At 71.2% G+C, this 13650-nt stretch carries 12 protein-coding genes; 11 read left to right on the forward strand and 1 reads right to left on the reverse strand.

Annotation, left to right across the window (positions count from 1 at the left end):
* Nucleotides 1-8: 8 nt before the first annotated feature.
* Complete coding sequence (locus tag ACLQ2T_RS15110) at nucleotides 9-923, forward strand: zf-HC2 domain-containing protein (RefSeq protein ID WP_425766755.1); 915 nt, start codon at nucleotides 9-11, stop codon at nucleotides 921-923.
* Between the two features lie 172 nt (nucleotides 924-1095).
* Here ACLQ2T_RS15110 and ACLQ2T_RS15115 read toward each other — a convergent pair whose 3' ends face one another.
* On the reverse strand, nucleotides 1096-1920 hold the full coding sequence (locus ACLQ2T_RS15115) for a hypothetical protein (protein WP_425766756.1): 825 nt from the start codon (nucleotides 1918-1920) through the stop codon (nucleotides 1096-1098).
* Nucleotides 1921-2877: 957 nt separating this feature from the next.
* Between ACLQ2T_RS15115 and ACLQ2T_RS15120 the strand changes: the two genes are divergently transcribed.
* The 10 genes from ACLQ2T_RS15120 to ACLQ2T_RS15165 are packed head-to-tail and all read left to right on the forward strand — an operon-like array spanning nucleotide 2878 to nucleotide 13545.
* Nucleotides 2878-3432, forward strand: a complete 555-nt coding sequence (locus tag ACLQ2T_RS15120; RefSeq protein ID WP_425766757.1) for a DUF6668 family protein — start codon at nucleotides 2878-2880, stop codon at nucleotides 3430-3432.
* A complete protein-coding gene (locus ACLQ2T_RS15125) occupies nucleotides 3429-4112 on the forward strand; it encodes a hypothetical protein (RefSeq protein WP_425766758.1) in 684 nt (227 codons plus the stop codon). Before ACLQ2T_RS15120 ends, ACLQ2T_RS15125 begins: the two co-directional genes overlap by 4 nt.
* A 56-nt stretch (nucleotides 4113-4168) precedes the next feature.
* A complete protein-coding gene (locus tag ACLQ2T_RS15130; protein WP_425766759.1) occupies nucleotides 4169-4522 on the forward strand; it encodes a hypothetical protein in 354 nt (117 codons plus the stop codon).
* A gap of 46 nt (nucleotides 4523-4568) precedes the next feature.
* Nucleotides 4569-5312 carry a hypothetical protein gene (locus ACLQ2T_RS15135; RefSeq protein ID WP_425766760.1) on the forward strand — a complete coding sequence of 248 codons (744 nt, stop codon included), beginning with the start codon at nucleotides 4569-4571 and terminating at the stop codon, nucleotides 5310-5312.
* A gap of 1 nt (nucleotide 5313) precedes the next feature.
* Nucleotides 5314-6549 carry a hypothetical protein gene (locus ACLQ2T_RS15140; protein ID WP_425766761.1) on the forward strand — a complete coding sequence of 412 codons (1236 nt, stop codon included), beginning with the start codon at nucleotides 5314-5316 and terminating at the stop codon, nucleotides 6547-6549.
* Nucleotides 6550-6578: 29 nt separating this feature from the next.
* Complete coding sequence (locus tag ACLQ2T_RS15145; RefSeq protein ID WP_425766762.1) at nucleotides 6579-8078, forward strand: SCO6880 family protein; 1500 nt, start codon at nucleotides 6579-6581, stop codon at nucleotides 8076-8078.
* A complete protein-coding gene (locus ACLQ2T_RS15150; protein WP_425766763.1) occupies nucleotides 8075-9838 on the forward strand; it encodes an ATP/GTP-binding protein in 1764 nt (587 codons plus the stop codon). The genes ACLQ2T_RS15145 and ACLQ2T_RS15150 overlap by 4 nt, the downstream gene beginning before the upstream one ends.
* The gene (locus ACLQ2T_RS15155) at nucleotides 9835-11598 is read left to right on the forward strand and encodes a TraM recognition domain-containing protein (RefSeq protein ID WP_425766764.1); all 1764 of its coding nucleotides are present in this window, start codon (nucleotides 9835-9837) and stop codon (nucleotides 11596-11598) included. The genes ACLQ2T_RS15150 and ACLQ2T_RS15155 overlap by 4 nt, the downstream gene beginning before the upstream one ends.
* A gap of 5 nt (nucleotides 11599-11603) precedes the next feature.
* Nucleotides 11604-13067 carry a glycoside hydrolase family 19 protein gene (locus ACLQ2T_RS15160; RefSeq protein WP_425766765.1) on the forward strand — a complete coding sequence of 488 codons (1464 nt, stop codon included), beginning with the start codon at nucleotides 11604-11606 and terminating at the stop codon, nucleotides 13065-13067.
* 19 nt (nucleotides 13068-13086) lie between these two features.
* A complete protein-coding gene (locus ACLQ2T_RS15165; protein WP_425766766.1) occupies nucleotides 13087-13545 on the forward strand; it encodes a DUF4913 domain-containing protein in 459 nt (152 codons plus the stop codon).
* The last annotated feature ends 105 nt before the right edge of the window (nucleotides 13546-13650 follow it).

Below are 13650 nucleotides of genomic sequence, written 5' to 3' on the forward strand. Positions count from 1 at the left end.
ATCACTCCGTGGCCGATCAGGAGAGGCTGGCCCTCTACCTGATGGGCGCCTTGGACGACGCCGAGCGGGAGTCGTTCGAGGCCCACCTCGCCGACTGCTGGCACTGCCTGGACGAGGCGGCCGAGATCGGCCCGTCGATCAGTGGCCTGGCCGGGCTGGACGACGTGGACTGGTCACTGCCCACCGACGACCCGCTCCTGTCCGAGCCCTCCGTCGACGTCGACTCGGTGCCGTCTGCGTCCGGCACGCCTGCGTCCGGTCCGTCCGGATCCGCTGCGGCTGCGGGTGCGCTTGGCGTCACCCCCGCCACCACAGATGGTGCGCCGTCGCGCGGCACCGACGATCTTCCGGGCACCGATGAGCCGGCCAGCGTCGCCGGAGCGGACTACCCGGCGGTGACACGGCAGCGCGGCGGCGGGGCGGATCCCGGTCCGGCACGCCCGGCTGGTAGGCGCCCGGCTGGTAGGCGTACCTCGGGCACGCGTCCGGGATCGACAGCCGGATCCTGGCGTCGGCGCCGGGCGCTCTGGGTCGGCGCGGCGGCGGTCGTTCTGGTGCTGGCCGGCGGAGTGGTGGCGGTCAACCAGTGGACAGCCCGCCCCGACCCGGTGCTGACCGCCACGGGAGAGGCGCCCGGCGGGGCCAGTCTCTCCGTCGTGATCACCCCCGGGGACCAGGGCAGTGCCACGATCCGGATCACCGCCACCGGGCTGCGGCAGGGCACCCGCTACCGGCTGTTCGCGGTGACCCGCGACGGTGCCACCCACGTCGTACGGGACTGGACCGCCTCGTCCGGGCCGCAGGAGGTGGCTGGCGAGACGTCGCTGCCGGTAGACGAGCTGTCCTTCATCACCGTCGGGCTGACCGACGGCTCCGCGATCGTGACAGCCCCGATCGCCCGCAACCCGGCCTCGCCGCGCTGATCGACACGGTTGGTTCGGCCGCCGCGCTCGAAGCCGAGTCGTGGCGGCGTCGGCAGCCGGGCTGGGGGCCCACGGTGTCGGGCACCAACTGGAGTGGACCCGAGCCATGTTTCTGACCCGGGCCCACGAACGAGGTGAAGGCGAGCAACCCGCCGCGCGCCGTTCGTATCAGCTACCGTCGACCGCGCCTTCTCTCACCGCCTTGCCCAGAACTGTGACCCGAAGTCTGTGCCGAGTTCCTGCGCTCCCTATGTTCGGAAGAACGGGCGCTGCCCTGCCCGGCAGCGCTGGCGACCGAAGCGTTGGATCGCGCGCCGGACTCCAGGTCGTGCTGGCGGGGCGCCTGCTGCTGATCGGGTGACGGTTGGTACAGGCCGGCCGAGGGAACCACGCCACTTGCCATATAGGCCACGCCCGCGATGGCGGCGCCGTATCCGGATGCCTGCGGGTTCGAGGGGGTCAGGCTGCCGTAGGCGATCTGGCCAGCCATGTTGGCGAGAGCGACTGCCGCCTGCCAGTAGTTCGGGTTCTGGTGGGACTGGTCGGGATGCCGCTGGATCTGCCAGCGGTTCCACGCCGCGGTCAAGATGGTGTTGAGCCCCTGTGCACCGCCAGCCGCGACACCGGCGGCATAGGTCTGCGTGTTGTTGGCCAGCAGGCCCCCGGCCTGCAAGAGGAACGCGCTACCGGACAGGATCTGGTTACGCCGGCCTTCGTCTGAGACGACCTCCCACGCCTGACCACGCCAACGCAGGACATCGAAGCCCTGTTGATCAGCCCGATCTTGAAGGGCCACCGTCTCGCTGCCCCGACGACTACTCACCTGCCACGATTCACCAGTGAAGGCCCTCGCTAGCTGCTGGATGCTCGGGTCGTTCGCCAGATTGGGCGCCGTTGATTCCAAACCGTCGTCGCTGTTACCGCCGCTGCCGCCGGTGAAGTGGCTTTGTGCGCTCTCGTAGTCGCTGCTGTTTGGACTGTCCTCGTTTGGATCCATCTGATCCTCCTGCTTGATCGAACGAGATTCCCCGCTGCCGCCGCCCCGGCCGGAGCGGTTCGTCCTTCGGAGCGGGCGATGCACGCACTACGGGGCACCCGGAACGTCGGTTCACCCGTTCGCTCGAGTTTTCGCACCGCTGTCGGGTGTGGCAGGCCACACACTGCGGACAACTGACCTCATCTCGCCCGTACCTGCGGGCGGCGGCGAGGTACGCCGAGCGGTGAGAGAGGGGCCGACCGACCCGCTCCGCCCGCTCCGCGCACGCTGGTGCTGCGGGCGGCGGTTGCGATTCGATGGTCGCCCAGGGCCACTCGTCGCAACCGGGTGTATTCAGCGGTGGTCCAGTTGTGCTCGTGCGATTCCTTCTCCTCGGCTGGATGGCTGGCCGGGGTAGCGCGGTGATCGAGGTACTCCTTCACGCTAAGAGCTTTGGCCTGGTGGGCGCGGCTCAAGGCGTGGTCGCGCGCTGTGCTGAGCGGGTCCGTCGTACGGGCGTGCGTCTGCTCCACCCACAGACTCTCGACGGCGGGTACGCGACGGACGCTGACCAGGGCCGCAGCCAGCGAGACCGCTACGGGCTGGAGGGCCACGGGCGGTGAGGCAGTGGTCGGCGACGGTCGGCGTCGCGGGATCCGGCTGGATGCGTCTACGTTCTGGCGGGAGAGAGGCGGGGACATCGTTTCTCCGGAAGTCGGGGGCACAACCCCTTCTACGGGCGCGCCGACGCCGGGTTCGCCCGGGGGGACGGTTTTCCGAACCGATCCGTGCTGACGCGCCGGGATCAGGTCGCGCGAGATGCGTCGCCCGCGTCGGCGGTGCCGCCGAGAGCGGGTCGAGGAAAAAACTCCGAACTCGTCCTGAACCGACTGACCGCTCGCGCCGTTAAGCGGCCGTCACCGGTGCATGGGGTGTACCCGGTGAGCGAGAAGCGAGCAGAGAAGGGAGGCGGGGCAGGTGGGCAACGGGTCCGTGGCGGTACGGCGACCGGGGGTCTCGGCCGGCCGACCGGGGCACGACGATCCACTCGCCGGGCTGGCGTACGACGACGGCCCGGCCTGGCCGCGCGACGGCCTCTCCGAGAAGGGCATCGGCTGGATCGGCGCGCACGGTGGTGCGGGCACGACCACCCTGGCCGGGCTGTTGGGCGGTACCGACATCGGCTGCCGCTGGCCGGACCCGGCCCTGGCCGAACCCGCCCGGGTCATGGTGGTCGGGCGAACCGACCTGGCCGGACTCCGGGCGGTCTCCCGGGCCCTGCACGCCCTGCGGGAGGGCCGGCATCCGGCCGGGATGCGGCTGGTCGGGGTGGTGTTGATCGCGGATGCCCCGGGTCGGCTGCCCGCGCCGCTGCTCGGCCGGATCCGGCTGCTGCGGTCGATCGCCCCGGTGCACCGGGTGCCCTGGATCCCGTGCCTCCGGGTGGGGGCGGAGCCGAAACGGCTGGGCAGGCAACTCGACCGGATCGCCGCCCTGGTGGCCACCCCTACCGAGGCCCGGAGGCGGTCGTGAGCAGGATCCTCCGCATCCTCCTCGTCGTGGTCGCCGGCCTGGGGTGGGGTCTGCTGGCCCCCGGGGGCGCTGCGGCTGCGGCGGCGGAGGACACCTACACCCTGAAGATCCACGGGGGTAAGGCCGCCTTCCTCTACACCCTCTGCCTGAAGACCGACACCACCATGAAGAACCCACGCGGCAGAGACCGGGTCTGCTCCGGCAAGAAGGGCTCGACGCACGGATCCTTCGACATGAGCGCCCCGTACGTGCCGGGCGACAGCGTGAAGATGGACATCGAGATGCACACCGGTCTCGCCGGTGAGTCGGTGACCAAGGACAACGTCGACATCACCGGAGCGCGCAGCTGCACCCTGTCGGGGGCGGTGCACGCCGGGAAGTTCCAGTGCGACAGCCCGATCAACTCGGTCAACTTCGAGCCGCCGGTGATCGAGGCGTACACCATCAACACGAATCCGAAGAAGTCGGTCTCGCAACTGCTCAACCTGATGGCCTGGCTGGTGAGCGCCGCCGCGGTGGCCGGCCTGCTGATCACCGGCGCGACCCTGGCCGCGCAGCTGCGTCGGGGCGCCATGGAAGAGCGAACCGAGTACACGAGAAGCATCGCCTTCGTCTTCACCGCCTGCCTGATGGCGACCACCGCCGGCCCGCTCGTCAGGTGGCTGGCCCTCACCGACTGACCACCGGCCCCACCGCCGATCCCTGCCCCACCCACATCCGATTCCAAGGAGCCGCAGTGTCCCTCTCCGACCTCTACTACCGCAGCCTGGCCCAGGTGACCACCCTGCTGGCGGCCCCCGACCCGGCCGGCGGTGCTGGCACGGTGCCGCAGCCCTCGATCAAGGGAAGTCTGCCGATCGGTCTGTCCGAGAAGGTCCAGCAGGTGCTGGGCCTGCTCGCCTGGGCGGGCACGGCGGCCGGTGTGGTCGGTGTCCTGGTCACCGGCGCGGTGATGGCCATCTCCCACAAGCGCGGCGAGAGTTCGGAACACATGAGCCGCCTCGGCATGGTGCTGGGCGGCTGCATCCTGGTCGCCACCGCCGGGCCCATCGTCACCTGGGTGTTCGGTACGGGCAGCTCCGGCACCTAGCCCGATCGGCAGGAGCAGACGGTCACCGCGATCCGGGGAAGGCGCCATGAGACTGAGATACACATCCGACGACGACGCGGATCAGGACAAGCCCTTCTGGCAGCACCGCCGCTGGCAGATGTCGGCCGGGTTCCTCGCCCTGGCCCTGTGCACCGGCACGGTCGCCGCGATCAGCGGCGACCCGGGGACCGGCCCCAGTGTCGCGGCCACCCCGGGTCCGGTGATCGGCACCCTGGGCCCGGACGGCAGCCGGCCGCAGGGCTGCCGCACGGACGACTCCGAGCAGCGCATCCCGACCACGGCACCCACCGACATCTCGTGGCGACCGCTGAACGGGGCCAAGGTGCCGCGTTCCGCCTCGGCGGGACCCCGCAAGAGCACCGGAGGGCTGCTGTGGTGTTTCGCGCACACCCCGATGGGGGCGGTGATGGCGGCACACACCATCTCCCGGCAGATGAGTGGCCCCGACTGGCGTACGGTCAGCCGACAGCAGCTCGTTCCCGGCCTGGGGCGGGACTACTTCGACGCGATGCGGGCCTCGATGGGTGAGACCGGGCCGGTGCAGACCGTCAACACCCTGGCCGGGTTCGTGGTGCTGCGGTACTCGCCGAGCACGGCCAGCGTCCGGGTGCTGATCCGGCAGGCGAACCTGGTGTACGCCTCGGTCGACTACACGGTGGACTGGAACGGCGTCGACTGGCAGCTGCGGCCGCTGAACTCCGGCGGCCTGCACACCCGGGCCGCCCCGGTCATCTCCCTCGTCGGCTTCGTGCTGTGGAACGAGGTGTGAGATGGAGTGCGCCACCGGTGACGCCGTCTACATCGGCACGATCGGCCAGGTCGTCGGCTTCTTCGAGCGGGGTATCGACGGCATCCTCAGCGACATCGCCGCCGCCATCATGGGGGCCGCTGTCGAACTCTTCGCCAACCTGGGCGACATTCCCACCCTCGGCGATCAGCAGCTCAACGAGAACATCCACCTGCAGACCGACTGGCTGGTCGTCACCATCGCGGTCGCCTCGCTGCTGGCGGCGGCCTTCCGGGTGGCGCTGGAACGCAAGGGGCAGCCGCTGACCGTGGCCCTGATGGGCCTGGTCCGGATGGTCCTCACGGTGGGCGCGGCGTGGACCGTGATCAACTGGCTGGCCAGTGAGGCGGACGTCTACTCCCACCATCTCTACGAAGAGGGCATCAAGGCGCAGCTCAAGCTGATCGCCAACTGCGGCACGGACGGGCTCACCGCCTTTCTGCTGATCATCGTCGGGCTGTTGCTGCTGATCGCCGGCTGCGTCCACATCATCCTGATGTACATCCGGCTGGGGGTGATGGTGCTGCTCACCGGCACCCTTCCGATGGCCGCGGCCGCCTCCATGTCCGAGTGGGGCGGGGGCTGGTGGCGCAAGCACATCGCCTGGATGGTGGCCTGGCTGGCCTTCAAACCCGTGGTCGGGCTGATCATGTATTCGGGGGCGGCGATGATCGGTGCCACCGGTGACAACGCCAAGCATTACAAACTCGCCGGTGCCGCCGTGCTGTTGATGGCCGCGGTCGCCCTGCCCGCGCTGATGCGGCTGGTCGTACCGGCGATGGCGACCCTCGGCTCGCGGGACAGCAGCGGTACCGGCATGGCCGTCGGCGGCGCGGCGGCGGGTGCGGTCGCCACCGGCGCCAAGACGATCGCCGGAGCCGGCGGCCGGGCCGCCTCCGCCATCTCGGGCCGGTCCAAGCCGCCGAGCGGCAACAGCACCCCCACCGGCGGCGGTTCGGCCGCCTCCTCCGGCGGCGGCGCGTCCGGCGGCGGATCGTCCGGTGGCGGTGGCTCCGGCTCCGGCGGCGACTCCGGTTCCGGGAGCCGGTTGGCCGCGGCCGGTACGGCGGCGCGGCGGGTCGCCGGTGGTGCCGTCGGCGCCGCCGCCTGGACGGTGGGCCAGAGCGCCACCGTCGTGCAGAAGACCGCCGGCGGGGTGCGCAGCACCCACAAACACGCCAGCGATATCGCCAGCGGTGCCCTCGGGGACCGGGACTAGTCGATGCCGCAACGAGGAGAAGGACCATCGTGAGTACGACCGCGGAATCCATGAAGACACCGACGTACGGCAACTGGCGTCGCCCTCGCAAAGCCGGGCTGGGCTCGCTGGGCCTGGTCGGGACCGTCGGCCTGTTCGGCGGGCTGGTGATGGTCCTGATCTCCTCCATGATCTCCCTGAACACCGCCCTGGTGGTGGGGCTGCCCTTCGCCCTGATGCTGGCACCCCTGGCGATCCGTACCGCCGACGGCCGCAACGTGTACAACATGGCCGCCGTCCGGATCGGTTGGGTGCGTCGCCGGTCGCTGGGGCGGCACCTGTACGCCTCCGGCCCGCTGTCGGCGCGACCTGGTGGCCGATTCCGTCCACCGGGACTGCTCAGCCGGGTGACCATGCTGGAGGGGCGTGACCCCTACGACCGCCCGTTCGGGGTGCTGCACCACCGCCACCGCAACCAGTACACCATCGTGCTCAGCTGCGAGCCGGACGGCGGATCTCTGGTCGACTCCGACCAGGTCGACACCTGGGTGGCGCTGTGGGGGGAGTGGCTGTCCCGGTTGGCCCACGAGCCGGGGTTGCGCGGCGCGGCCGTGGTCGTGGAGACCGCACCGGATCCGGGTACCCGGCTGGCCACCGAGGTGCTGGGGCGGATCTCACCGGACGCCCCGCCGGCCGCCCGGGCCGTCATGGAGGAGGTGGTGCGCAACTACCCGGACGCCTCGTCGGAGATGAACACCTTCCTCACCCTCACCTACTCGGCACCGGGCGGGGCCCGCCGCGACCACGACACCATGGTGGCCGATCTGGCGCTGCGGCTACCGGGGGTGCTCAGCGGGCTGGTAGCCGCCGGTGGGGGGTCGGCGGAGCCGCTGTCCGCCGAGCGGATCGCCGAGGTGGTCCGGGTGGCGTACGACCCGGCGGTCGCCGCCGAGGTCCTCGACGTACGCGCCCAGCACGGGCACACCGGGCTGGACTGGGCCGATGCCGGGCCGGCCGCGGCCGTCGAGACGGTCAGCCACTACCAGCACGACTCCGGGGTCTCCCGCAGTTGGCTGCTGACCCTGGCGCCCCGGGGCACGGTGCGCTCCGGGGTGCTGCGCAGCCTGCTCGACCCCGCCCTGGGCATCCGCCGTAAACGGGTCGCCCTGGTCTACCGCCCGATCGACCCGGCGACCTCGGCGAAGATCGTCGAATCGGATCGTCGGTCCGCCCAGTTCATGGCCAACTCGACCCGTGGCCTGGTCCGGGCTCGGGCGGTCTCCGAGATCGAGGCCGCCGAGCAGACCGCGGCGGAGGAGGCCTCCGGGGCGGGTCTGGTCGAGTTCTCGATGCTGGTGACCCTGACGGTCGACTCGGTGGCCGACATCCGCGACGCCGAGGTGACGATGCGCAATCTGCTCGGGGCCACCCGGATCGCGATGCGTCCGGCCGACCGGATGCAGGCCGCCGCGTTCTCCTGCGCCCTGCCGGTCGGCATCCTGCCCTGGGAGCAGACGATGGTCCCGCACGAGCTGAAGGAGGCGCTGTGAGCGCCGGCGGCCTCTTCCGCCTCGGTGCGGGCTGGCCTCGCGGTGCCTCCGGGGCCATGAACGCGATGTCCGGCCTGGTGGTGCCCTCGACCGAGGAGCAGGACATCGAACCCGACGAGGGGGGACGGCCATCCGCGAGGGCGGTGCGCCGCGCCCAGCGGCGGCAGGCCCAGCAGGACGCCGCCGAGCAGCGCTACCTGCGGCGACGGGCCCGGGCCAACCGGGACGACACCGTGCCACACCGCGGCTCGTACGCCCTGGGTGGTGGCCGGGTCGCGGCGTTCGATCCGCCCACCATGTGGCGGGCCACCACCGTGCAGGCCTGCGGGCTCTGGCCCTTCGCCTCCGGTTCCGGTGCCCCGATGACCGGGGTCCCGCTGGGACAGCACATCCACACCGGGGCCACCGTCTGTGGCGACCCCCTCAACTGGTTCACCCGGGCCCGGTACATCTCCAACCCCTCCCTGTTCATGCTCGGTATGCCCGGCCTGGGCAAGTCGACATTGATCAACCGGATGTTGATCGGGCTGAGTGCGCAGGGGGTGGTGCCGCTGGTGCTCGGTGACCTCAAACCCGACTACGCGGACACCGTCCGGGCCCTCGGCGGACAGGTCATCTCCATCGCCCGAGGCGTCGGCGGCCTGAACATCCTGGACCCGGGCGCGATGGGCGCGGCCGCGGCGAAGATCGGGGGACAGGCGGGTCACGCCCTGGCGGCCGAGACCCACGGCCGGGTCCTCAACATGGTCGCGGCCCTGCTCACCATCGTCCGGGGCGGCCCGATCAGCGACCATGAGCAGTCCGTGCTCTCCGCCTGCCTGCGGCACCTGCGGGAACGTACCCCGCAGGGACAGACCTTCCGGTTGCCGCAACTGCTGGCGGTGCTGGAGGAGGGGCCGCCCCGGGTCCGGCAGGTCACCCTGGACCGGGGCCAGGAGTCCCGCTACCGGGACGCCGTCGACCCGCTGCACCGATCGTTGCTCGGCATCCTCGACGGCCCGCTCGGCGACACCTTCGCCGCGGAGACCTCCACCCGCATCGACCCGGACGCCACCGCAGTCTGCATCGACATCTCCCGCATCGGCGAGGCCGACGGGCAGTTGACCGCCGCCGCGATGCTCGCCGCCTGGTCCGACGGGCTGGGTACGGTGGCCGCCTCGCACGCCCTGGCCGACGCGGGGCTGGCGCCCCGGCGCTGGTTCTTCACCGTGCTTGACGAGCTGTGGCGTCCACTGCGGGCCGCCTCCGGCATCGTCGACCGCATCGACGCCCTCACCCGACTCAACCGGTCGCTCGGCCTCGCCGACGCGAAGATCACCCACACCCTCAAGGACGCCGAGGCCCTCGGCAACGAGGCCGACAAGGCCAAGGCCCGGGGCTTCGTCGAACGGGCCGGCATGGTGGCCTGCGCCGGTCTGCCCCGGGCGGAGATGGAGGACCTGGGCCGGGTGGTAGGGCTGTCCCGACGGGAGATCGACCTGGTGTCGTCCTGGTCCTCGCCGCCGGGCTGGGCGCAGGACGGCGGGAACGAGGAGCCGCCCGGCCGGGGCCGGTTCCTGATCAAAGTAGGTGGTCGGCCGGGCATCCCGATCCGGGTCGCGATCACCGACACCGAACGCCACCTGCACGACACGAACACCCGCTGGATCGCCAACGGCGAGGCGGACCGACTGCTGGCCGAGCGGGCCGCCGCGGTACGCGCGGTGACCGGCGGGGACCTGGTGGCCCCCACCCCGTACGGCGAACCGGGGCAGCTATGAGCCGCCCGGGGGGAGTGGGGGGCGATTACCTGCCCTGGCTGATTCCGGGCTTCGCCCTGCTCAACCTGGTGATCTTCGTGCCGTTGTGGCTGGGCGGCACCCTGGCCGCCCTGCTCAGCGGGCACGGCTGGCAGCCGCCGTCGTTCACCCCGCAGGTCTACCTCCACCTGGTCACCGGTGCCACCGACCAGGTCTGGCCGGGCGTACCGTCGTATCTGGTCTACGGCGGGGCCGCCGCCCTGCTGCTGGTCGCCGCCTCCCCGGTGGCCCTGCTGGTGCGGGGGATCGTGCGTCGCCCGCGCCGACCGCACGGCCTCGCCGGTCCCGCCGAACTCAGCGCCATGACCGGCAAGGGGATCGAGGCCCGCGCCCGGGACCTGCGCCCCGGGCTCAAGGAGGTGGCCCGGCTGCGCCCGGACGACACCGGCAACCTGCTCGGTGACCTGATGCCCGCCGGGCCGGAGCTGCGCTCCTCCTACGAGGACGTGGAACTCGACCTGATGGCGCCGCGGGCCGGCAAGTCCACCGGCATCGCCATCCCCCGGGTACTGCGGGCACCCGGGCCGGTGCTGCTGACCTCGAACAAGTCCGACGTGTTCACCGTCACCCGGCAGGAACGCACCAAGGTCGGCCGGGTGTGGACCTTCGACCCGCAGGGCATCGCGTACACCGAGCGCGAGATGTGGTGGGACATGCTCAGCGGCTGCGACACCATCGAAGGCGCACGACGGCTGGCCGGCCACTTCGTCAGCTCGGTGAACGACGACTCCTCCAAGAAGGACTTCTGGATCGCCGCGGCCCAGAACACCCTGACCGCCCTCTTCCTGGCCGCCTCCCGCAACGGGGCGACCGTCAACGACCTGCTGGCCTGGCTGGCCGATCCGGCCGACCGTACCCCGGTCGATCTGCTCCGCGACGTCGGCATGACCGCGATGGCCGAGCAGTTGCAGGGCACCGTACGCGGCGCCGTGGAGACCCGCGACGGCATCTACGAGACCGCCCGGCAGTGCGTGGCCTGCCTGCTCGACCCGGAGATCCTGGCCTGGGTCAGCCCCGATCCGTACCTTCCGCAGTTCATCCCGGAGCAGCACGTTCTCGGCCGGGACACCCTCTACCTGCTCTCCAAGGACGGTGGCGGCTCCGCGGCCGGGGTGATCGCCGGGCTGGCCGACGCCGTCATCCGGGCCGCGGTGGTCGCCGCCGAACGGATGGGGGGACGGCTGGACCCGCCGATGACGGCCATCCTGGACGAGGCGGCCAACGTCTGCCGCATCTCCGACCTGCCCGACCTCTACAGCCACCTGGGCTCGCGGGGGATCAGCGTGGTGACCCTGCTGCAGAGCTACCGGCAGGGGGTGCGGGTCTGGGGCGAGGCGGGGATGGACGCCCTGTGGAGCGCCGCCACCATCAAACTGCTCGGTGCCGGGCTCGACGACGCGGACTTCGTGGACAAGGTCGCCCGGCTGGTCGGGCAGCACGATGTGCGTACCCCCAGCTACTCCCGGTCCAGGGACGGCTCCTCCCGGTCGGTGTCCTACCGGCAGGAGCAGGTGCTGCCGGCCGACAAGATCCGGGCCCTGCCCAAGGGCACCGCCCTGCTGCTGGCCACCGGGGTACGCCCGGCGCTGATCCGGCTGCGCCCCTGGTTCAAGGAGCCCGACGCCGGGCCGATCGGCGCGGCGGCCAAGGCCGAGGTGCAGGCCATCACCGACCGGGCCGCGGCACGCTGGAGCCGCCGCGAGTCCCACCGGGCCGGTTGACCGTCATGGCGTTGCGCAAGGCCCAGGCGGCCCGGCAGGCCGGTAGCTCGATCTTCAAACTGGACGCCTCCCAGCTGCTCTGGGCGGTCATCTCGGTGGTCGGGCTGTTTCCGCTGGTGGTCCTGGCGCTGCTGGCCCTGATAGTCCTGCTGGTCGTCTTCGCCATAGCCGGCGGATCGCAACTGACCTCGGCCTCGTCGGACCCCTCGGACCCCAGCGGTCAGACCTCCCGCGTCAACGCCCTCATCGAACTCTCCGGCGGTGACGGCCGTGGGACCTTCGACCCGAGGAACGTACCGGACCAGGATCTGGTCGCACCGATCCGCGCCGCCGCCAAGAAGTGCGACCTGCTAACCCCGGTGATCCTGGCCGCCCAGATCGACTACGCCTCGGCCTTCGACCCGGAGAAGGAGGGCCCGCAGGGCCGTAAGGGGCTCTCCCAGCTGACCCCGGAGGTGTTCGACGAGTTCGGCGAGGACGACGACGACAGCGGTGAAGCCTCCGCGCTAGACCCCGAGGACTCCATCCACGCCCACGCCCGGTATTTCTGCCACCTGGCCGACCGGACCGGGCAGCTGAGCAAGGAGAAGAAGGTGGTCGGCGACCACCTAAGCCTCACCCTGATGGCCTGGGAGATCGGCCTGGAGACCGTCGAGGCCCAGGGCGGCATGCCGGTGCTGGCCCTGGGGGCCTACCCGTTTCAGGTTCGCGGGCTCTTCGAGAAGTACACCTCCACCGGTACGGAGGAGCCCGACTCGGACCCCGTGACCGACGAACCGGATCCGGAGCCCGACGGCGACCCCGACCCCGACCCGCCCGACGAGGACGGGCCGGACGTCGACGGGTCCACGCTGCTCAGCGAGTCGGTCTTCACGGCGATGTTTCCGAACCGGAACTCCTTCTACACCTATGCCGCACTCCAGGAGGCGATGGCGAAGTTTCCCGCCTTCGCCGCCACCGGGGACGAGCAGACCCGCAAGCGTGAACTGGCGGCCTTCCTGGCCAACATCAACCACGAGTCCGGCGGCCTGGTGCACATCGAGGAGATCAACCAGGCCGCCTGGGGTGACTACTGCGACGCCGGCCAGCCGTACGGGTGCCCGGCCGGACAGACCGCGTACCACGGACGTGGTCCGATCCAGCTCAGTTGGAACACCAACTACAAGGCCGCCGGTGACGCGCTCGGCCTGGACCTGCTCAACCAGCCGGACCTGGTTCGCGACGACGCCTCGGTCGCCTGGCAGACCGCGCTGTGGTTCTGGACGACCCAGACCGGGGCGGGCACGATGACCGCCCACTCCGCGATGACCGGTGGCGGGGGCTTCGGCGAGACCATCCGCACCATCAACGGCGCCCTGGAGTGTGGCGGAGGTAATTCCGCTCAGGTGCAGGCCCGGGTCGACGCGTACCAGCGGTTCGCCGCCGGCCTCGGTGTCGATCCCGGCGACGAGAGCACCCTGAGGTGCTAGGACGAAGTGGAGGGCAGTGATGACGCAGGTGATCCCGGCCGCCGATGCGGTGGTGACGCACACCGGCGCACCGGAGAGCGAAGCGGTGGCCGCCGCACCGGAGGCCGCCGAGCAGGGCAGGCCCTTCTTCATCCTCTATCTCGCCGGTCCGGAGTACGAGGAGGAACTGCGCCGGCTCTCGTACTGGGTGGAGGGCCTGCTGCTCCCGGTGTACGGCGGAGAGGTCAGTTCCTCGTCGCCGTGGTGTCCGAGGTGGCGGGAACACGCCGAGGCGATCGCCTACCTGCACGGGCTCTGGCTCGCCTGGCAGGAACGGACCGGCCCGCAGGCGCAGGGCTCCGATCCGGCGACGTGGCACCAGAGCCACCTCTGGCCGACGATGGACGTGCTGCGCAGCCCCAACGGTCCGTTCGCGGGCTGCAAGCCCGGGGCACATCGTCCTAAGGAGCGGCCGCAGGTCGAGGGGGACGACTGGTGAGTCGGTGACCCGGCCCGGCCACCCCGGCGAGGATCGATCGAGGCGCACCCCGGTCGCCGTACTTCGCGCACCGGCCCCACCGTGATCATGAACACGTGACGTGTC

It is taken from the genome of Micromonospora sp. DT229 (genome assembly GCF_049844505.1).
In the GTDB taxonomy this organism is placed as follows: Bacteria; Actinomycetota; Actinomycetes; order Mycobacteriales; family Micromonosporaceae; genus Micromonospora.